This window comes from Rhizobium favelukesii, assembly GCF_000577275.2.
In the GTDB taxonomy this organism is placed as follows: domain Bacteria; phylum Pseudomonadota; class Alphaproteobacteria; order Rhizobiales; family Rhizobiaceae; genus Rhizobium; species Rhizobium favelukesii.
Genome location: NZ_HG916852.1, coordinates 2,671,348 through 2,690,072, shown reverse-complemented (window position 1 = coordinate 2,690,072; position 18,725 = coordinate 2,671,348). Strand labels below are relative to the sequence as shown.

At 60.1% G+C, this 18,725-nt stretch carries 17 protein-coding genes and 1 other RNA gene; 17 read left to right on the top strand and 1 reads right to left on the bottom strand.

The annotated features are described in order from the left end of the window. Positions 1-56: 56 nt before the first annotated feature. From LPU83_RS51910 to rnpB, 5 genes are all read left to right on the top strand, one after another. Positions 57-764 carry a J domain-containing protein gene (locus tag LPU83_RS51910; RefSeq protein ID WP_024313633.1) on the top strand — a complete coding sequence of 236 codons (708 nt, stop codon included), beginning with the start codon at positions 57-59 and terminating at the stop codon, positions 762-764. Next, on the top strand, positions 761-1,525 hold the full coding sequence (locus tag LPU83_RS51905) for an N-acetylmuramoyl-L-alanine amidase (protein ID WP_024313632.1): 765 nt from the start codon (positions 761-763) through the stop codon (positions 1,523-1,525). The genes LPU83_RS51910 and LPU83_RS51905 overlap by 4 nt, the downstream gene beginning before the upstream one ends. 260 nt (positions 1,526-1,785) lie before the next feature. Continuing rightward, entirely contained in the window at positions 1,786-2,304 is a 519-nt protein-coding gene (locus tag LPU83_RS51900; RefSeq protein WP_024313631.1) for a lytic transglycosylase domain-containing protein, read from the top strand. Between the two features lie 99 nt (positions 2,305-2,403). After that, positions 2,404-3,591 carry an NAD(P)/FAD-dependent oxidoreductase gene (locus LPU83_RS51895; protein WP_024313630.1) on the top strand — a complete coding sequence of 396 codons (1,188 nt, stop codon included), beginning with the start codon at positions 2,404-2,406 and terminating at the stop codon, positions 3,589-3,591. Between the two features lie 110 nt (positions 3,592-3,701). Further along, an RNA gene (rnpB, locus tag LPU83_RS51890) (RNase P RNA component class A) lies at positions 3,702-4,097 on the top strand. Positions 4,098-4,141: 44 nt separating this feature from the next. Here rnpB and LPU83_RS51885 read toward each other — a convergent pair. Then, positions 4,142-4,336: a hypothetical protein gene (locus LPU83_RS51885; protein ID WP_024313629.1), complete on the bottom strand. Its 195-nt coding sequence runs from the start codon at positions 4,334-4,336 to the stop codon at positions 4,142-4,144. Between the two features lie 576 nt (positions 4,337-4,912). Between LPU83_RS51885 and mraZ the strand changes: the two genes are divergently transcribed. The 12 genes from mraZ to murB all read left to right on the top strand — a co-directional run bounded on the left by mraZ (position 4,913) and on the right by murB (position 18,723). After that, positions 4,913-5,353: a division/cell wall cluster transcriptional repressor MraZ gene (gene mraZ / locus LPU83_RS51880; protein ID WP_024313628.1), complete on the top strand. Its 441-nt coding sequence runs from the start codon at positions 4,913-4,915 to the stop codon at positions 5,351-5,353. A 14-nt stretch (positions 5,354-5,367) separates the two neighbouring features. Then, positions 5,368-6,393, top strand: coding sequence for a 16S rRNA (cytosine(1402)-N(4))-methyltransferase RsmH (gene rsmH, locus LPU83_RS51875; RefSeq protein ID WP_024313627.1), 1,026 nt, complete (start codon positions 5,368-5,370; stop codon positions 6,391-6,393). A gap of 1 nt (position 6,394) precedes the next feature. Beyond that, entirely contained in the window at positions 6,395-6,802 is a 408-nt protein-coding gene (ftsL, locus tag LPU83_RS51870) for a cell division protein FtsL (RefSeq protein ID WP_024313626.1), read from the top strand. A gap of 2 nt (positions 6,803-6,804) precedes the next feature. Beyond that, positions 6,805-8,556, top strand: coding sequence for a peptidoglycan D,D-transpeptidase FtsI family protein (locus tag LPU83_RS51865; protein ID WP_024313625.1), 1,752 nt, complete (start codon positions 6,805-6,807; stop codon positions 8,554-8,556). A 66-nt stretch (positions 8,557-8,622) separates the two neighbouring features. After that, on the top strand, positions 8,623-10,080 hold the full coding sequence (locus LPU83_RS51860) for a UDP-N-acetylmuramoyl-L-alanyl-D-glutamate--2,6-diaminopimelate ligase (RefSeq protein ID WP_024313624.1): 1,458 nt from the start codon (positions 8,623-8,625) through the stop codon (positions 10,078-10,080). Further along, on the top strand, positions 10,077-11,510 hold the full coding sequence (locus LPU83_RS51855; RefSeq protein WP_024313623.1) for a UDP-N-acetylmuramoylalanyl-D-glutamyl-2,6-diaminopimelate--D-alanyl-D-alanine ligase: 1,434 nt from the start codon (positions 10,077-10,079) through the stop codon (positions 11,508-11,510). The genes LPU83_RS51860 and LPU83_RS51855 overlap by 4 nt, the downstream gene beginning before the upstream one ends. 22 nt (positions 11,511-11,532) lie before the next feature. Continuing rightward, positions 11,533-12,633 carry a phospho-N-acetylmuramoyl-pentapeptide-transferase gene (mraY, locus tag LPU83_RS51850; RefSeq protein ID WP_024313622.1) on the top strand — a complete coding sequence of 367 codons (1,101 nt, stop codon included), beginning with the start codon at positions 11,533-11,535 and terminating at the stop codon, positions 12,631-12,633. A gap of 7 nt (positions 12,634-12,640) precedes the next feature. Next, positions 12,641-14,053, top strand: a complete 1,413-nt coding sequence (murD, locus tag LPU83_RS51845) for a UDP-N-acetylmuramoyl-L-alanine--D-glutamate ligase (protein ID WP_024313621.1) — start codon at positions 12,641-12,643, stop codon at positions 14,051-14,053. Between the two features lies 1 nt (position 14,054). After that, positions 14,055-15,209: a putative lipid II flippase FtsW gene (gene ftsW / locus LPU83_RS51840; RefSeq protein ID WP_024313620.1), complete on the top strand. Its 1,155-nt coding sequence runs from the start codon at positions 14,055-14,057 to the stop codon at positions 15,207-15,209. A gap of 6 nt (positions 15,210-15,215) precedes the next feature. After that, positions 15,216-16,340 (top strand): undecaprenyldiphospho-muramoylpentapeptide beta-N-acetylglucosaminyltransferase, encoded by a 1,125-nt coding sequence (gene murG / locus LPU83_RS51835; RefSeq protein WP_024313619.1) that lies wholly within the window; start codon positions 15,216-15,218, stop codon positions 16,338-16,340. Continuing rightward, positions 16,337-17,752, top strand: a complete 1,416-nt coding sequence (gene murC / locus LPU83_RS51830) for a UDP-N-acetylmuramate--L-alanine ligase (RefSeq protein WP_024313618.1) — start codon at positions 16,337-16,339, stop codon at positions 17,750-17,752. The genes murG and murC overlap by 4 nt, the downstream gene beginning before the upstream one ends. Continuing rightward, on the top strand, positions 17,749-18,723 hold the full coding sequence (murB, locus tag LPU83_RS51825) for a UDP-N-acetylmuramate dehydrogenase (RefSeq protein ID WP_024313617.1): 975 nt from the start codon (positions 17,749-17,751) through the stop codon (positions 18,721-18,723). Before murC ends, murB begins: the two co-directional genes overlap by 4 nt. The last annotated feature ends 2 nt before the right edge of the window (positions 18,724-18,725 follow it).

Sequence of the window (18,725 nt, the reverse complement as noted above, 5' to 3'; positions counted from 1 at the left end):
GCAACCATTATTTGGTCAAGGTGTTTTACACCTGTTTGCACGGCGAGAGACTTTTTATGTCCTTCTGGGAAAAACTGCTGAATGCCATTGGCAACACTGCGGGCAATGTCCTTTCGGCGGTGGTCGAGGCCATTCGGACGGTTTTCGAGGGCGACCCCGAGACGCGCCGGAAGGTCGCCTTCTCGGTCGCGATCATCGCTTTGTCGGCAAAAATGGCCAAGGCCGATGGAATCGTCAGCGAGAAGGAGGTGGATGCCTTCCGTGAGATCTTCGAGTTCCCGCCCGAGCAGGCGAAGAACGTCGCACGTCTCTACAATCTGGCGCGTCAGGACGTCGCTGGTTACGAGGCCTACGCGGAGCGTTTGTCGTCTTTGTGCGTGACATGCGCCGCCAACTGCCCGGTGCTGGAAGAGGTTCTAGACGGTCTCTTCCATATCGCCAAGGCGGATGGGCTCGTCCACGAGAAGGAGCTGGCGTTCCTGCGGCATGTGGGCGAGATTTTCCATATGAACGAAGAGCATTTCGAAAGGATTGCCGCGCGCCATGTCTCAATGGGACGTGATCCCTACAAGGTGCTCGGGGTGTCGCCCTCCGATGACTTCACGACGATTCGCCGCCGCTATCATGGCCTTGTCAGCGAACATCATCCGGATCGGCTGATTTCCCGCGGCGTACCGGCCGAGTTCCACGCCATCGCCAATGAGCGAATGGCCGCTCTGAACGCAGCCTACGAGGCGATCGAAAAGGAACGCCGCGCCGCATGACCTCGTTCGAGGCCGACTACCGGAAGGCGAGCGTTCGTCCTTCGCCCAATCACGGCGAGCGCGCAGGCGGGCGCAAGCCCGACATGATCCTTCTGCACTATACAGGCATGCCAACGCGGGATGGAGCGTTGGAATGGCTCTGTCGTGACGAGAGCCAGGTCTCGAGTCACTACTTCGTAAGTGAAGACGGCGAGGTTCTTCAGCTCGTGCCTGAGGAGCGCCGCGCCTGGCACGCCGGCAAAAGTTATTGGCAGGGCGAGACCGATATCAACTCTCTGTCGATCGGGATCGAGATCGCCAATGCAGGGCATCCCGGCGGTCTTCCCGAGTATCCGCAAGAACAAATTCAGGCGCTCGTTGAATTGTGTCGCGATTGCGGCCAACGTTGGTCCATCGTGCCCGAACGGGTGCTTGGGCACTCCGATGTCGCACCGATTCGGAAGGTTGATCCGGGGGAAAAATTTCCCTGGAAAGACCTCCACAGAGCCGGTGTCGGGCACTGGGTCGAGCCTGCCCCGATTGCTGGTGGAAGATTTTTCCAACGCGGTGACCGCGGCCAGCCGGTCGAGGCCCTGCAGTCGATGCTCTCGCTTTACGGTTATGCGACAGAAATCACAGGCGAATTCTCCGACAGGACGGCAGGCGATGTCGAGGCCTTCCAGCGCCACTTCCGGCCTGCTCGGATCGATGGAATCGCAGATTTTTCGACGATAGACACGCTGCACCGTTTGCTGGCGTCGCTTTCACATTACGTCTCATAAGTCGTACTTTTATGACGGCACCGACTCCCAAGAATTCGGGAGTCTGCTGCGCCGCCACATGATTTCCCTATTATCTCCTCATTGCGATGGTCTAACGCCATCGTCGAACGGCGCCGCCTGGTTTGTTTTGGGGTTTCAGGCGGTTGTCAATTGAAACAAAAAGAAATGCTGCAGAATAGCTAATGTATATCTGCCGCATGTAGCCGGATTATTATTTAATCATGATCCGGAATTTCTTTGGGTCGGAGTAATTAGACTGAATGAATAAGATTATTTCTGCTGCAGTGTGCGTCAGTACACTGTTGATGGGCATCAATTGCGCCTTCGCGGGCGAGTGGGGTGGAAGGATCCAGACACTTCCTTTGAAGACTGTCGATCGGACTAGCGGCTATGCGATGCCGGACTTCACCGCCAACAACTATTCAGCTCTCATCATCAAATACGCAAACCAATACAACGTCCCTGTCGAGCTTGCTCAGGCGGTCGTGCGCGTCGAGAGCAATTTCAATCCCGATGCACGTGGTAGCGCGGGTGAAGTCGGCCTCATGCAGATCAAGCCGGCCACGGCAAGGATGATGGGTTACTCGGGTACGAGGAAGGGCCTGTTCGATCCCGAGACAAACATCAAGTTCGGCATGAAATACTTGGCTACAGCGCATCAGCTCGGCGGTGGCGAAACCTGCGACACGATCCTGAAGTACAATGCCGGCCACGGTGCCACCCGCATGAATCCGGTCTCCAAGGCCTATTGCGGCAAGGTCCTGGCGATGCTCGACTGATCATCTAAAACCGCTTGTTCGAGAATCGCTTCGGCCGGGCAAGTAAGAATATGATTCAACTTGGCGCCTGTGTTATCTCGCCTCTGAATGAGGTGACATATGGCAGTTGATTTCAAGGTGATCATCGTCGGACGCGGGATGATGGGCGCGGCTGCGGCCCGCCATCTTTCCGGCATGATCGACGGTGTTGCGCTCATCGGCCCCGGTGAGCCAGCCGAGCGCAAGAGCCATCACGGTGTTTTTGCCAGTCATTACGACGAGGCCCGCATCACCCGGTCCTTCGACGACAATATGGTCTGGGCGATGCTGGCGGCACGCTCGCTCGACCGCTACCGGGAAATCGAAGCGAAGAGCGGCATTTCCTTTTTCTCGGAGGCGGGTTGTCTGTTTGCCGGACCGCCCGCCCGGCCGGGCCAGGGATTCCTTGGGGGGGCGCTGCAGGTAACCGAAGCGCTCGATCTCGACGTCGAAACATTGCCGCCTGCGGCATTGCGCGACCGCTTTCCTCAGTTTGCGCTCAATCCTTCGTTCAACGGCTATCTCGAGGCGCGGCGTGCAGGCCACATCAATCCGCGCGCGTTGGTTCGGGCTCAAACCAAACTTGCCGAGCAGGCCGGTGTGACGGTCATCGATGCAACTGTTGGTGCGGTTCGTGACGAAGGCACGTTCGTAGAGATCCATGCGGATGGCAAGCGCTGCACCGCGGAACGTGTGCTGGTCGCCGCCGGCGGGTTCAGCAATTTCAATGATCTTCTGCCTGATGCCATCGATGTTCGCGTTGCGGCACGCACCGTCGCCTTCTTCGAGCTTAGTGAGCGGGAAATGACGATCTTCTCCGAAATGCCTTCGACGATCGTCTTTGGTGACCGCGACGAGGACCGTGTCTATATCCTTCCGCCGGTCGGCTATCCCGACGGCAAGACCTATCTCAAGCTCGGCGGCGATCTGGAAACGCGCTCATTCGACACGCTGGAGGATATCGGAGCATGGTTTCGCTCTGACGGAGATTCGCTCGAGCGCGATCATCTGGTGTCAACGGCTTTGCGGCTCATGCCAGCATTGGCCGGCTGCCCAACGACCTCCGCGCCATGTGTGGCGACCTTCACGACAAGTGCATATCCCTACGTGGGATATACGGATTCGCCGCGGATCGCGGTGCTGACCGGTGGCAATTTCGTTGCCGCGAAATCATCGGATGAGCTCGGTCGACTGGGCGCTGTCATCATGACGCAAGGCTGGCTCGGGGCCGAGGACTTCGGCAGGGAACTGACGCCCGTCTTCCGCTAGGCACGCGCGCCTGGTGGCGAGGAGGCGCTTCGGCTAACCCTTGCACTATTGCGTGGAGATTGGCGATATTTCAGTGGAATTCGGCCCAAGTCTCCGCTAAGGGAGCCGTGCCAGTTGGCCGGGCAGCCGCGCTTTACCAATGCCGAAAGGCGGTAGGGTGAGGAAAGTCCGGGCTCCACGGAAACACGGTGCCGGATAACGTCCGGCGAGGGCGACCTCAGGGAAAGTGCCACAGAAAGCAAACCGCCTGCCTCGGCAGGTAAGGGTGAAAGGGTGGGGTAAGAGCCCACCGCATCTCCGGTAACGGCGATGGCAAGGTAAACCCCACCGGGAGCAAGACCGAATAGGGATGACGTGGGGGGCGCAAGCCTTCCGGCCGGTTTCCAGGTCAGTCATCCGGGTGGGTTGCGTGAGGCAGCGTGCGAACGCTGTCCCAGAGGAATGGCTGCCACGTTCCGGCTTCGGCCGGGGCCATACAGAACCCGGCTTACAGGCCAGCTGGCGAACTACCTTTGCAGGAGCGTGCCTTCCGTGTGATTGCCGTCGGTTGCTAATGAGCGGTCGGCGCCTTCGCCAGACATTCCTCGCAGGTGGTGCTGCTGCGAGCAAGAATAGACCAACGCTTGAATATCTTGCCGCAGGAATCGCATTTTATATCGGTCGTCATGCCAGTCTGCGACAGCGGAATACGCTTTTCCGGCTCAAAACGCCCGTAAAGAAGCCCCTTTAATGTGAAGTTTGTCATAGCAGTACTCCACGTTATTTATTTAGCACTGCATAATATGCGGCAGCCTCCAACTAGTTCAATTCTCCGGCACTTCATTATTTTGCACGTGGTTCTATCCGAAGGGGTTGGTCGCCTACTTCAAAGTGGATAGCCGCGGCCTACCTCTTCATGTGGCGTCGCGACAATTCGCCTCGTCCATGAATGCGCCGCGCTAAGACGCTGTATGAAATTGCCTATTTGCCTGTCGCTATTTGGGTCATCTGCCGCCGTCGAAAGGGTGGCGAGCGCGCCGCTATTCAGCCTGCAGATGCGCGATCCTAACCCTTTGTTAAACTTAACAGCTTATAAATTTTCGATACTGCGCTCATCGTGAGACGGGCGTTTCCCATTGACGCCCATATGGTCCCATGTTATCCCATTTATGCACTGCGCACGGGCAGGTAGGTGCCCATCAATCGCAAAGCCAAGGCGTCTTCCTTTCCGGAAGCGCCGGATGGGATTGTGCCCATTCGGCTCGCGAGGCTGTGCCTGAATTTCGGGGTTCCGGGCTTGTGAGTTCAGTCCGGGCTCTTTTGGGAACGGATGTTTCGTGTCATGAGCCGCTTCCTTTCAAATGCGACCAACAGAATCGATTCCAAGGGCAGGGTCTCCGTGCCGGCAGCGTTTCGATCCGTGCTGGCGCAGCGCAATGTTCAGGAGCTCTATTGCTTCCAGGACTTTGTGTTTCCGGCAATCAGCGTCGGCGGTCCGGACCTTCTGGAAAGGTTCGAGCGTCAGATCGCTGCGGAGGATCCGTTTTCGCCGGATGCGAACGAGATGTCGCTTCTGATCCACGGGGGCGGTATCTTCATGAAGCTCGATGCGGAAGGTCGGCTGATGGTCACGGATTTCATTCGCGACTTCACCGGCGTCTCCGACGAGGTGACCTTCGTCGGTCGGGCGGATCATTTTCAGCTGTGGCAGCCGCAGGCATTTCAGGCTGCGCAGATGCAGGCACGAGGAGGGCGTCGGCTGGCGGGCAGGCGTTTCGAATAATACGAGGGAACGGAATGGCGGCGAATCCTGGCGGAGATTCAACTGATGCCGGTGGCGGACCGGTTCGCCACATTCCGGTTCTTCTCGACGAGGTTCTGGGTGCGCTCGAACCTTCCCCTGGCAAGCTCATTCTGGATGGCACATTCGGCGCGGGCGGCTATGCGTCAGCCATTCTCGATGCTGGCGCCGATGTGATTGCGCTGGATCGCGATCCGACCGCTATCGAAGCCGGCCAGGCGCTTGTGGCAAACAGTCAAGGTCGTTTGAAACTCGTTCATTCTCAGTTCTCTCATTTGGCCGAGTGTGCTCCCCACGACGGGCTCGACGGGGTCGTGCTCGATATCGGCGTGTCGTCGATGCAGATTGACGAAGCGGAGCGCGGTTTCTCCTTTCAGAAGAACGGCCCTCTGGACATGCGCATGTCGGCTGCAGGCGTTTCTGCGGCCGATGTGGTCAATCGCGCCAAGGTGGCCGATCTGATTCGTATCTTCCATTTTCTCGGAGAAGAAAGTCAGTCGCCGCGCATTGCCCACGCGATCGAAAAGCGGCGTGCCGAAAAGCCCTTCGAGACGACGCGCGATCTGGCTGGGCTGATCGAGCTCGTTACGCCGCGCAAGATGAAGGACAAGATTCATCCGGCGACGCGCGTTTTTCAGGCGCTCAGGATTTTCGTCAACGATGAGCTCGGCGAACTGGCGCAGGCGCTCTTTGGTGCCGAGCGGGCGCTGAAGCCCGGCGGGCGTCTGGTTGTCGTCACCTTCCATTCGCTTGAGGATCGGATCGTCAAGACGTTCTTCTCAGATCGTGCCGGCAAGGCGTCGGGCTCGCGTCATCTGCCCGTCGCGCATGAGCGCGCGGCGACCTTTGAGCGGATCGGCAAGCCGATGGTGGCTGCAAGCGAGGCGGAAGCCGAGGTCAACCCGCGGGCGCGCTCCGCCAAGCTGCGTGCAGGGCTGCGCACCGCAGCCCCCGCCGAAGCGGCTGATGTTTCCATCTTCGGGCTGCCGAACCTGGCAAGTCTCGGAAAGCTCGGAGCTTGATATGCTGAGAACGTTGGACCTCATCCTGGTCGGTGTCATGACAGCCGCGGCTGCCGTCACCTACACGATCAAGCATCACGCAGAACTCAAGCTCGAGGAAGTTCATCGCCTTGAAGCGGAGATCAAGCTCGAGAAGGACACGATCGACCTGTTGAAGGCCGATTGGGCGTTGCTGTCCCAGCCGAACAGGCTCGAGCGTCTCGTCAACAACTACAATGGCGAACTTCAGCTGCAGCCGACGGCGTCCACCTCTCTCGTTCATGCCAGCGAGTTGCCGATGCTGAAGTCGCAGGTTGCGGTTCCCGACGTTACCGAGGCGAAGGCTGGTTCAGGCGCCAAAGCGAAGCCTAAGGCAGTGGTGCCGCAACCCGAAGAAGAAGACCTGATGGCAACCGGATCGGTGGAGTAGAGATGTCCTTTCTTTCACGCATCATGGTCTTGAAGAGCCAGGCGCATTTTTCCGCTGGCGTATACAACCGTCTTGGCGGGGCGTCCGGCAACGTGCAGATCGAGGGATCGAGAAAGAAGAAGGCAGTACAGGCCAAGAGCCGCGTCGGTCTGCTGATCGTCGGATTCCTCGGGGTCTATTGCGTGATCGGTGGGCGTCTCGTCGAATACGCGATTCGCGATCCGGAAGTTGTGTCCAGCATACTGCCGCCGGATCGTCTGATGGCGTCGCGCCCTGATATTCTGGATCGAAACGGCGAAGTGCTGGCAACCGATATCCGCACCGTCTCGCTCTTTGCCGAGCCGAACAAGGTCGTCGATGCGGACGAGGCCGTCGAGAAGCTTGCCACGGTTTTGCCTGACCTCGACATGAAAGGCACCTACAAGAAGCTCGCGAACCGCACATCCCATTTTGCCTGGTTGCGGCGCCAGTTGACACCGAAGCAGCAGAGCCAGATCCTTGCGCTCGGCATTCCCGGCATCGGTTTCCGGCCTGAAAAACGCCGCTTCTATCCCGGTGGCGCGACTGCTGCGCATATCCTCGGTTACGTCAACATCGACAACCGCGGCGTTGCCGGCATGGAAAAATACATCGATGATCAGGGACTTGCCGACCTTGCTTCAGTTGGCATGACAAGCGATCAGCCGCTTGAACCGGTGCGCTTGTCGATCGACGTTCGTGTCCAGAACATCGTGCGTGATGTCGTCGTCAACGCAGTCAAGAATTACGAGGCAAAGGGCGCCGGCGCCGTCATCCTCGATATTCATACCGGTGAGGTGCTTGGGATGGCATCGGCGCCGGATTTCGATCCCAACAATCCGCTGGAAGGCGCCAAGGAGGGCTGGCTCAACCGCATGTCGAATGGCACGTTCGAGATGGGGTCGACCTTCAAGACCTTCTCGCTCGCCATGGCGCTCGACACGGGCAAGGTCAGCCTCAACGACAGCTTCGATGCGACACAGCCGATCCGCATCGGCGGCTTCACTATCCATGACTTCCACGGTCAGCGCCGTTGGCTAACGCTGCCCGAAGTGTTCCAGTACTCGTCGAACGTCGGTACCGCCCGCATCATCGACATCGTCGGCATGGATGCTCAGAAAGACTACCTGACGAAGCTCGGCCTTTTGACCAAGATGCAGACCGAACTGCCCGAAGTGAAAATGCCGAGCCAACCGAAGGTTTGGAAGAAAATCAATTCCATCACGATTTCCTTTGGCCACGGGGTGTCGACCACCCCGCTGCAGACTGCCGTCGCCGGTGCCGCGCTCGTCAATGGCGGCAAGCTCATCGAGCCGACCTTCCTGCCGCGCAACCGTGAGCAGGCAGATGAAGTCGCTGAAGTGGTCGTCAAGAAGAGCACCAGCGACGACGTGCGCTATCTCTTCAAGCTGAACGGCATCAAGGGCTCGGGCCGCAATGCGGACGTTCCCGGCTTCAACGTCGGCGGAAAGACCGGAACGGCCGACAAGGTCGTCAACGGCCGCTATGCGACGAACCTCAACTTCAATGCGTTCCTTGCGGCGTTCCCGATCGATGACCCGAAATATGTCGTTCTTACTTTCTGCGATGAACCGCACAATGGTGAGAAGGGCCAGAACATCGCCGCGTACACTGCAGCGCCGATGGTGAAGAACATCATTGCCCGCGCAGCGCCAATTCTCGGTGTGGAACCCAAGTTCGGTGACGACGGATCGGCCATGTTGGTGTCTTATTGAGTCTGAATGAATGTCGGAGCCGATTCGCCACGGGGCGCGGCGGCTTGAAAGAGAAAAGTACATTCGATGAACTTGCGAGACATCGCCGGAGATGCATTTCCGGAACTTGATCAATTGGCCGGGTCTGTCGGGGCGCTGGCGGTTTCCGGCATCTCGTCCGACAGCCGCAAGATCGAACCCGGAATGGTGTTTGTGGCTGTCGCCGGGACGAAGGCGGACGGCGCAGGCTTTATCGCCGATGCGGCAACACGTGGTGCCGTCGCAGCAGTTGCCTCCCACAGCATTGACGCTTCCGTCCCCGTTCTTGTCGTCAGCGACCCGCGACGCTTCCTGTCGATCGCGGCCTCGCGTTTCTATGGCAAGCAGCCGGAAACGATGGTGGCCGTGACCGGCACAGCCGGCAAGACGTCGGTTGCCTCCTTCACCCGGCAGATATGGGCCCATGCCGGCCATGCGGCCGCGATGATCGGCACGACTGGCGTCGTCTCGCCGACACGCAACGAATACGGCTCACTGACAACACCTGATCCGGTTTCACTCCACAAGCTGCTGGCAGAACTCGCGGACGAGGGCGTCACACATGCCTCAATGGAGGCGTCCAGCCATGGCCTCGATCAGTGCCGCCTGGACGGTGTCAAGCTCGCTGCCGCCGCCTTTACCAATCTCGGCCGTGATCACATGGACTACCATCCGACGGTCGAAAGCTACATGGCCGCAAAGACGCGCCTGTTCGACACGCTGCTGCCGAAGGGCGCACCGGCGGTGATCTTTGCCGACGATGCCTGGTCGGAACAAGCGGTCGAGGCAGCTCGCCGTGCGGGGCACGATGTTCGCACGGTCGGCCGCAAGGGCGATTACCTGGCGCTGAAGCGCGTCGAACATTTCCGTCATAAGCAGGTGGCTGAAATTCATGCTGACGGCGAGATCTTTGAGGTCGACATTCCGCTTGCCGGCGACTTCCAGGTGGCCAATGCACTTGTGGCGGCAGGTCTTGCCATGTCGACGGGCGTGCCGGCGAAGGTCGCCATGGCCGCGCTCGAGAAGCTGCAGGGCGCGTCCGGGCGTCTGGAATTGGTAGGCCATACCAGGGATGGCGCGCTCGCTTATGTCGATTACGCGCACAAGCCGGACGCGCTCGCCAATGTTTTGGAATCCGTCCGGCCGTTTACCACAGGCCGTGTGATTGTCGTATTTGGCTGCGGCGGCGATCGCGATCGCGGCAAGCGCCCGATCATGGGCGAGATCGCCTGCCGTCTGGCCGATGTGGTGATCGTCACCGATGACAATCCGCGCTCAGAAGAGCCGGCGGCCATCCGCGCCGAGATCATGGCGGCCGCAGGCTGCGCAACCGAAATCGGCGACCGCGCCGAGGCGATCCGCATGGCGGTTGAGATGCTGACGTCCGGCGACACGCTGATCGTTGCCGGCAAGGGACACGAGGAAGGGCAGACGATCGGGAGCGTTACCCTGCCGTTTTCGGATCATGCCGAATTGCGTAAGGCTTTGGAGGAGCTGAAACCGTGAACTGGCTTTGGACGACGGAAGACTTGATTGCCGCCATGGCCGGGCGGCCGTTCGGCACTTTGCCTGAGGGCATTACCGGGATTTCCATCGACAGCCGTTCCATCGCGTCCGGCGAAGCCTTCTTTGCCATCAAGGGCGACCGCGTCGACGGCCACGACTACGCCTCGATGGCGATGGCAAACGGTGCAGCTCTTCTCGTCGTCAGCGAAGCGCGCCTTCCCGCCATGGGGCGGCTGACGGTTCCGGTGATCGTCGTGGAGGATGTGTTGGCGGCGCTCGGCAAACTCGGGCAAGCCTCTCGCGCGCGTTCGCGCGCCCAGATCATTGCCGTGACCGGCTCGGTCGGAAAGACGACGACCAAGGAGATGCTGCGGCGGGTCTTGTCTCCATCGGGCAAGGTGCATGCCTCCGTTGCTTCTTTTAACAATCACTGGGGCGTACCTTTGACGCTCGCCCGCATGCCGCTCGATACCTATTTCGGCGTCTTCGAAGTGGGCATGAACCATCCGGACGAGATCCGTCCGCTGGTCAAGATGATCCAGCCGCATGTTGCGGTGATCACGACGATCGCGCCCGCTCACCTCGGCAATTTCAAGAGCATAAGGGAGATCGCGACGGCAAAGGCCGAGGTCTTCGAAGGCGTAGTGCCGGGCGGGCAGGTCGTGCTTAATCGCGACAACGATCAGTTCAATTTCCTGGAGCGCACCGCAGAGACACACGGCATCCAGCACATCCATTCCTTCGGTCAGCATGCGAAGGCCGAGTTTCGCCTGGCAGAATTCAACGGCTCTGATCAGAGTTCGACGTTGTGGATCACCATTGACGGCGAGACGAAGGAAGTTGCGATCGGCGCGCCGGGCCGGCACATCGCCGAGAATGCGCTGGCCGCCCTCGGCGTCGTGAAGATCGTCGGAGCTGATATGCGGCAGGCAATCGCCGCCCTCGCGACCCTCCAGCCGGAAAAGGGCAGGGGCCGTCGTCATCGCTTGGCGATCGAGCGCAGCTCCTTCACAGTCGTCGACGAGAGCTACAACGCCAATCCTGCTTCGATGCGAGCGGCAATCGCTGTGCTTGCGAGTTCCGTGCCGACGGGCACGGGACGCCGCATCGCCGTGCTTGGCGACATGCTGGAGATGGGCGACTACGCGGAGAAGGTCCATTCGGATCTGGCAGGGCCATTGCTCGCTGCCGGTATTGAGCACGTCTGGCTTGCCGGCCCTGAAATGGTTGCGCTGAAGGAATCGCTCCCCGAGAGCGTGCAGGTCGTCCACTACGAGAAGACCGAAGAACTAGCAGAGTACATATTGAACGCTGTCGCGGCTGGCGACGTGCTGATGGTAAAATCGTCACTGGGCATCGGTTTCGGCAAGATCGTCGCCGTGCTCCTTGACAAGTTCCCGCCATTTGCCGACACGCAACGCGATTTTTGAGCGGGTAAACAAGGGGCCCTGAATGCTGATTTGGCTTGTCGAACTGTCGGAACATCTGAAATTCTTGAATCTGTTCAGGTACATTACCTTCCGCACGGGCGCCTCCCTGTTTACGTCCGCCTTCATCGTGTTCCTCTTTGGTCCGATGATCATCAATTCGCTGCGGATCCGCCAGGGCAAGGGGCAGCCGATCCGCGCCGACGGTCCGCAAACGCACTTCAAGAAAGCCGGTACGCCGACCATGGGCGGCCTAATGATCCTCGCCGGTATTGTCGGTTCGTCGCTGCTTTGGGCCGACCTTTCGAACCTCTATGTGGTTGCCACGCTGCTCGTGACCCTCGGTTTCGGTGCGATCGGCTTTTACGACGACTACCTGAAAGTCACCAAGCAAAGCCATAAGGGATTCTCCGGCAAGGCTCGTCTCGGTATCGAGTTCGTGATCGCCGGCATTGCCGTCTACTTCATGATGCGCACGGCGCTGGCGTCGGGTACGGCAGGTTCGACCTTCGGGTCGTCGGTTGCCTTTCCCTTCTTCAAGGATTTCATGATCAATCTCGGCATCATGTTCGTTGTCTTCGGCGGCTTCGTCATCGTTGGCGCCGGCAATGCCGTGAACCTTACCGATGGTCTTGATGGCCTTGCCATCGTCCCCGTGATGATCGCCGCTGCGTCCTTTGGCGTCATCGCCTACCTGGCGGGTAACGTCGTCTTCGCAAATTACCTACAGATCAATTTCGTACCGGGCACGGGCGAACTCTCGGTTGTCCTCGGTGCCGTTATCGGCGCCGGCCTTGGCTTCCTCTGGTTCAATGCACCGCCCGCTGCGATCTTCATGGGCGACACCGGCTCGCTGGCACTCGGCGGCACGATCGGCACGGTTGCCGTTGCGACCAAGCACGAGATCGTCATGGCGATCATTGGCGGTCTGTTCGTAATGGAAACGCTCTCTGTCATCATTCAGGTCGGCTTCTTCAAGATGACCGGTCGGCGCGTCTTTCTGATGGCGCCGATCCATCACCATTTCGAAAAGAAGGGCTGGACGGAAAGCCAGGTGGTGATCCGCTTCTGGATCGTCGCCGTCGGTCTCGCCCTGCTTGGTCTCTCCACCCTGAAGCTGCGGTAAGGCGGCGATGATCCCGATTACGACACTTGCAGGCAAGAAGGTCGCGCTCTTTGGGCTCGGCGGCTCGGGCTTTGCCACGGCGCGTGCGCTCAAATTGGGGGGGGCCGAGGTCACTGCATGGGACGATAACCCAGACAGCGTCTCCAAGGCCGCCGCTGAAGGCATTCGTACGGTCGATCTGCGCTCCATTGACTGGAGCGCGCAGTCGCTCTTCGTGCTTTCGCCAGGCGTGCCGTTGACCCATCCGAAGCCACACTGGACAGTCGATCTCGCTCGTGCGGCCGGGGTTGATATCGTCGGCGACGTCGAGCTTTTCGTACGCGAACGCCGGGCGCATGCGCCGGGTTGCCCGTTCATCGCCATCACCGGCACCAACGGCAAGTCGACGACGACGGCGCTGATCGCGCATATCCTGACCTCGAGTGGGCGCGACACACAGCTCGGCGGCAACATCGGGACGGCGGTCCTGACGCTCGATCCGCCGAAGGATGGACGCTTCTACGTCGTCGAGTGCTCGTCCTACCAGATCGACCTTGCACCGACGCTCAATCCCTCCGCTGGCATCCTGCTCAACCTGACGCCCGATCATCTCGATCGCCACGGGACGATGCAGCACTATGCCGACATCAAGGAGCGGCTCGTTGCAGGTAGCGACGTTGCCGTCATCGGCGTGGACGACAGCCATTGCGAGATGATCGCAGATCGTATCGAACGAGCAGGTGGCAAGGTCACGCGGATTTCCCGGCGTCATGCGCTTCCCTATGGCATCTATGCGGAAGGAACCAAGCTTATCGAAGCCTCGGGAGGCGCAACAAAGTCGATTGCCGATCTTGAAGGGATCCAGACACTGCGGGGCGGCCACAATGCGCAGAATGCCGCTGCGGCAGTTGCCGCATGCCTTGCAGTCGGTGTCTCGGAAGAGGAAATTCGCGCGGGCTTGACGTCCTTCCCCGGGCTCAAGCATCGGATGCAGCCGGTCGGGTGTCGCGGCAACGTCGTTTTCGTCAACGACTCGAAGGCCACCAACGCGGATGCGGCCGCTCCGGCGCTGTCGAGTTACGACCGCATCTACTGGATCGCCGGTGGGCTGCCAAAAGCTGGGGGCATCACGTCGCTGACGGGCTTCTTCCCGCGGATCGCCAAGGCTTATCTGATCGGCGAAGCTGCGGCGGAATTTGCCGCGACGCTCGGCGAAGCCGTGCCATATGAGATTTCTGGAACGCTGGAGCGCGCCGTAGCGCATGCTGCTGCGGATGCCGACAAAGATGAAAGTGGCCCGCTGGCCGTGATGTTATCTCCGGCTTGCGCAAGTTTCGACCAATATAAGAACTTCGAAGTCAGGGGCGATGCATTTGTCAGCCATGTGGCAGCGCTCGACGAGATCACCATGCTGATCGATTCGGCAACAGGAGATAAATGACATGGTAAGCCGTGCGGAACGTGGGCCTCTGGCCGATTGGTTTTGGACCATCGACCGCTTTTTCCTGGCGATGTTCATCTTCCTGATGGGCATCGGCTTCATGCTGTCGTTCGCTGCGTCGCCAGCGGTCGCCGAGCGTATCGGGCTGGAGCCGTTCCACTTCGTCAAGCGACACGCGGCCTTCATGATCCCCTCGCTCTGTGTCATGATTGGTCTCTCCTTCCTGACGCCGCGCCAAGTGCGGCGCACGGCGATCATCCTGCTGATTGTCGCCCTCGGCATGATGCTGTTGGCGCTGTTCTTCGGTGTCGAGGTCAAGGGCTCCCGCCGCTGGGTCACCTTGGCCGGCATTTCGATCCAGCCCTCCGAGTTCATGAAACCGGCTTTCGTCGTCGTCTGTGCGTGGCTCTTTGCCGAGCATGCGAGGCAGCCGGAGATTCCGGGCAACCTGTTCGCCATCATCCTCTTCGGCATCGTTGCCGCGCTACTGGTCGCCCAGCCCGACCTTGGGCAGACGATCCTCACGACGGCCGTCTGGGGCGGAATGTTTTTCATGGCAGGCATGCCGTGGATATGGATCATTCTTCTTGGCGCCGGCGGCGTCGGAGGACTTTTTGGCGCCTACTACGTGTTCCCGCACGTGGCACTGCGTATCGACAAGTTCCTGACTGGCGAGGGCGATACCTTCCAGATCGATACGGCGCGCGAAGCCATCATCCGCGGCGACTGGTTTGGCCAGGGACCGGGCGAGGGCATCGTCAAGCGCATCATTCCGGACGCCCATACCGACTTCATCTTCTCGGTCGCTGCCGAGGAGTTCGGCATCGTCTTCTGCATGGCGCTTGTCGCGCTGTTTTCCGTCCTCGTGCTGCGCGGTCTCTCGCATGCCTACAAGGAGCGGAACGACTTCAACCGCTTTGCTGTCGCTGGTCTCGTGCTGCAGATCGGCATACAGTCGATCATCAACGTGGGCGTCAATCTCGAACTGCTGCCGGCAAAAGGCATGACCCTGCCGCTGATTTCCTACGGCGGTTCGTCCATGGTCGCCATCTGCGTCACCGCCGGGTTTATTCTCGCGCTGACGCGTCATAGGCCGGAAAAGCGCGCGCAAGAGCGGAGCCTCTTTCGCGTCGCGCATGGTATGCCGGCGGAGTGAGTGCTTATGAGTAAAGGCATCGTCCTGCTTGCCGCCGGGGGAACCGGCGGTCATGTGTTTCCCGCGGAGGCTTTGGCCTATAAGCTGAAGGAACGCGGCTATTCCGTGCATCTGGTCACCGACAGCCGCGCTGAGCGCTATGCCGGCAAATTCCCTGCCGATGAGATTCATGTCGTGCCATCGGCGACGATCGGTTCGAAAAATCCAGTTGCCGTTGCGCGCTCCCTGTGGACGCTCTGGAGCGGCATGCGGGCCGCCAAGAAGCTGATCGCGCGCCTGAAGCCCGCTGTTGTCGTCGGCTTCGGCGGATATCCGACCGTGCCGCCGTTGCTCGCCGCAACGCGCCTCGGCGTGCCTGCCATGATCCATGAGCAGAATGCGGTGATGGGACGCGCCAACAAGGCGCTGGCGAGCCGCGTGCAGGCGATTGCCGGCGGGTTCCTGCCTGAAGGCGGTGGCCAGTTTCCCGACAAGACGGTGACGACAGGCAATCCGGTGCGCCCGGCCATTATCGCCGCTGCCAACGTGCCATATTCTCCTTCGAAACCAGGTGAGCCTTTCAATCTGGTCGTCTTTGGCGGCAGCCAGGGTGCACAGTATTTCTCCAAGGCAATGCCGACGGCCATCAGCTTGCTCGATGACGGGCTTCGCGACCGCCTGCGCATTACCCAGCAGGTTCGACCAGAAGACATGGAGATGATGAGCGTTTGCGTCGCCCAATTGAAGATGGCGGCTGACACAGCACCGTTCTTCACCGATATGGCCGAACGACTTGCCGCGGCACATCTCGTTATCTGCCGCTCCGGCGCATCGACTGTTTCGGAGATTTCCGTCATCGGGCGACCGGCCGTGCTCGTGCCCTATCCGCATGCTTTGGATCACGATCAGGCGGCGAATGCGGCAGCGCTTGCGGCGACAGGCGGCGCCAAAGTCATTCCTCAGGCCGAGCTTTCGCCCGAGAAGATCGCTTCGATCCTCACCCATGTGATGAACGACCCGGAAAAGCTCGCCCGGATGGCCGCCGCCGCCAAGCAAGCGGGTAAACCCGACGCTGCGAACTTGCTTGCCGACATGGTAGAGGCTATTGCGGCACGACGGACAATTGCAGAGTTCAAGGGGAAACGCGCATGAAAATGCCGAAGGCCATCGGCCTCGTTCATTTCATCGGCATCGGTGGCATCGGCATGAGCGGCATTGCCGAAGTGCTCCATAATCTCGGCCATCGTGTGCAGGGATCGGATCAGGCCGACAGCGCCAATGTGCAACGCCTGCGCGACAAGGGCATCGAAGTCTTCGTCGGCCACAAAGCAGAGAACCTCGGTGACGCCGAAGTGGTGGTCGTCTCGACCGCGATCAAGAAAAACAACCCGGAGCTCGTGGCGGCGCGCGAAAAGCTGCTGCCGGTCGTGCGCCGGGCGGAGATGCTTGCCGAATTGATGCGGTTCCGCAATGCGATTGCAATCGGCGGTACGCATGGAAAAACCACGACGACGTCGCTGGTGGCGACGTTGTTGGAAGCGGGTGGCCTCGATCCCACGGTCATCAATGGCGGCATCATCAATGCCTACGGCACCAATGCCCGAATGGGCGAAGGCGAGTGGATGGTGGTAGAGGCCGACGAATCCGACGGCACGTTCCTGAAGCTTCCCGCCGATGTTGCTGTTATCACCAACATCGACCCGGAACACCTCGACCACTACGGCAACTTCGATGCCGTTCGTGCGGCTTTCCGGCAGTTCGTCGAGAACGTGCCGTTCTATGGCTTCGGCGTCATGTGCCTCGACCACCCGGAGGTGCAGGCGCTGGTCGGTCGGATCGAGGATCGCAAGGTCATCACCTATGGTGAAAACCCGCAGGCCGACGTGCGCTTCATGAATGTGCGCATCGATGGTGCGCGTTCGATCTTCGACGTGGAGATCCGCCGCCGCCGGACGGGGCAGGTTATCAGGCTCGACAATCTGGTCATGCCCATGCCGGGTCGCCACAACATCTCCAACGCCACAGCCGCGATCGCGGTTGCCAACCGCCTCGGCATGTCGAGCGAGGACATTGCCAAGGGGCTCGCGTCCTTTGGCGGCGTCAAGCGCCGCTTCACGCTGACCGGCGAATGGAACGGCGTTCAGATCTTCGATGATTACGGCCACCACCCGGTCGAGATCAAGGCCGTGCTGCGGGCTGCGCGCGAGGCCTGCAAGGGTCGTGTGATCGCGGTTCATCAGCCGCATCGCTATTCGCGGCTGTCCAGCCTTTTCGAAGAGTTTGCATCCTGCTTCAACGATGCGGATAGTATTTTCCTCGCGCCTGTGTACGCCGCGGGTGAGGATCCCATCGAAGGAGCGACCTCCGAGGCACTTGTGTCGCTGATCAAATCGGGCGGTCACCGCGATGCCCGCTTCCTGTCGTCCCCAGAGCTTTTGCCTGAAATGGTCGCAGAGATTGCAAAGCCGGGGGATTTTGTGGTTCTGTTAGGGGCTGGGAGTATCACATACTGGGCGGCAGCGTTGCCCAAGCAATTGGAAAGCCTTTCGGGAATATCTGCATGAAACAGGTGAATGGGGAAAAGCTTCTTGCGTCGCTTGGCGACGGCGTAAAGGACATCCGTGGGAGGATCACACCGGATGCGCCGATGGACCGCGTCACCTGGTTCCACGCCGGCGGTCTGGCCGAGCTGATGTTCCAGCCGCACGACGAGGACGACCTTATCGCCTTCCTCAAGATTCTGCCGGAGGAGGTGCCGGTCACTGTCGTGGGCGTCGGCTCCAACATTCTCGTGCGCGATGGTGGAATTCCTGGCGTCGTTCTGCGGCTTTCGGCGAAGGGCTTTGGGGCGGTCGAGCTCGCGGGCGAAAATCGCATCCTTGCCGGTTCAATCTGCCCGGACAAGCATGTCGCAGCCATGGCAATGGATAACGGCATAGGCGGCTTCCATTTCTACTACGGCATTCCGGGGAGCATTGGCGGTGCGGTACGCATGAACGCCGGCGCCAACGGCGCCGAGACGCGCGAACGGCTTGTCGAGGTGAACGCCGTTGATCGCAAGGGGAACAAGCATGTCCTGTCGAACGCAGATATGGGCTATTCCTACCGTCATTCGTCGGTACCGAACGATTTGATTTTTACGTCGGTGCTCTTCGAAGGGTATGGCGAGGATCGCGCTAAGATCCGCGCTGAGATGGACGCTGTGCGCAGCCATCGCGAGACGGTACAGCCGATCCGCGAAAAGACCGGCGGCTCGACCTTCAAAAACCCGGAAGGGCATTCCGCCTGGAAGCTCGTCGACGAGGCCGGATGCCGGGGCCTGGTGATCGGCGGCGCGCAGATGTCCTCGCTTCACTGCAACTTCATGATCAACATGGGGCAGGCGACGGGATACGATCTCGAGTATCTCGGCGAACAGGTCCGCCGCGAAGTCTTCGAGAATTCCGGCATCAAGCTCGAGTGGGAGATCAAGCGTCTCGGCGTCTTCATGCCCGGGCGCGAGGTACGTCCCTTTCAGGGCGTGACCAGCGAGTAATC

What these genes read in the sequence shown, in the direction of transcription:
- LPU83_RS51910 (WP_024313633.1), top strand. Translation starts at nt 57, where the DNA reads ATGTCCTTCTGGGAAAAACTGCTGAATGCCATTGGCAACACTGCGGGC.
- LPU83_RS51905 (WP_024313632.1), top strand. Translation starts at nt 761, where the DNA reads ATGACCTCGTTCGAGGCCGACTACCGGAAGGCGAGCGTTCGTCCTTCG.
- LPU83_RS51900 (WP_024313631.1), top strand. Translation starts at nt 1,786, where the DNA reads ATGAATAAGATTATTTCTGCTGCAGTGTGCGTCAGTACACTGTTGATG.
- LPU83_RS51895 (WP_024313630.1), top strand. Translation starts at nt 2,404, where the DNA reads ATGGCAGTTGATTTCAAGGTGATCATCGTCGGACGCGGGATGATGGGC.
- LPU83_RS51885 (WP_024313629.1), bottom strand. Translation starts at nt 4,336, where the DNA reads ATGACAAACTTCACATTAAAGGGGCTTCTTTACGGGCGTTTTGAGCCG.
- mraZ (WP_024313628.1), top strand. Translation starts at nt 4,913, where the DNA reads ATGAGCCGCTTCCTTTCAAATGCGACCAACAGAATCGATTCCAAGGGC.
- rsmH (WP_024313627.1), top strand. Translation starts at nt 5,368, where the DNA reads ATGGCGGCGAATCCTGGCGGAGATTCAACTGATGCCGGTGGCGGACCG.
- ftsL (WP_024313626.1), top strand. Translation starts at nt 6,395, where the DNA reads ATGCTGAGAACGTTGGACCTCATCCTGGTCGGTGTCATGACAGCCGCG.
- LPU83_RS51865 (WP_024313625.1), top strand. Translation starts at nt 6,805, where the DNA reads ATGTCCTTTCTTTCACGCATCATGGTCTTGAAGAGCCAGGCGCATTTT.
- LPU83_RS51860 (WP_024313624.1), top strand. Translation starts at nt 8,623, where the DNA reads ATGAACTTGCGAGACATCGCCGGAGATGCATTTCCGGAACTTGATCAA.
- mraY (WP_024313622.1), top strand. Translation starts at nt 11,533, where the DNA reads ATGCTGATTTGGCTTGTCGAACTGTCGGAACATCTGAAATTCTTGAAT.
- murD (WP_024313621.1), top strand. Translation starts at nt 12,641, where the DNA reads ATGATCCCGATTACGACACTTGCAGGCAAGAAGGTCGCGCTCTTTGGG.
- ftsW (WP_024313620.1), top strand. Translation starts at nt 14,055, where the DNA reads ATGGTAAGCCGTGCGGAACGTGGGCCTCTGGCCGATTGGTTTTGGACC.
- murG (WP_024313619.1), top strand. Translation starts at nt 15,216, where the DNA reads ATGAGTAAAGGCATCGTCCTGCTTGCCGCCGGGGGAACCGGCGGTCAT.
- murC (WP_024313618.1), top strand. Translation starts at nt 16,337, where the DNA reads ATGAAAATGCCGAAGGCCATCGGCCTCGTTCATTTCATCGGCATCGGT.
- murB (WP_024313617.1), top strand. Translation starts at nt 17,749, where the DNA reads ATGAAACAGGTGAATGGGGAAAAGCTTCTTGCGTCGCTTGGCGACGGC.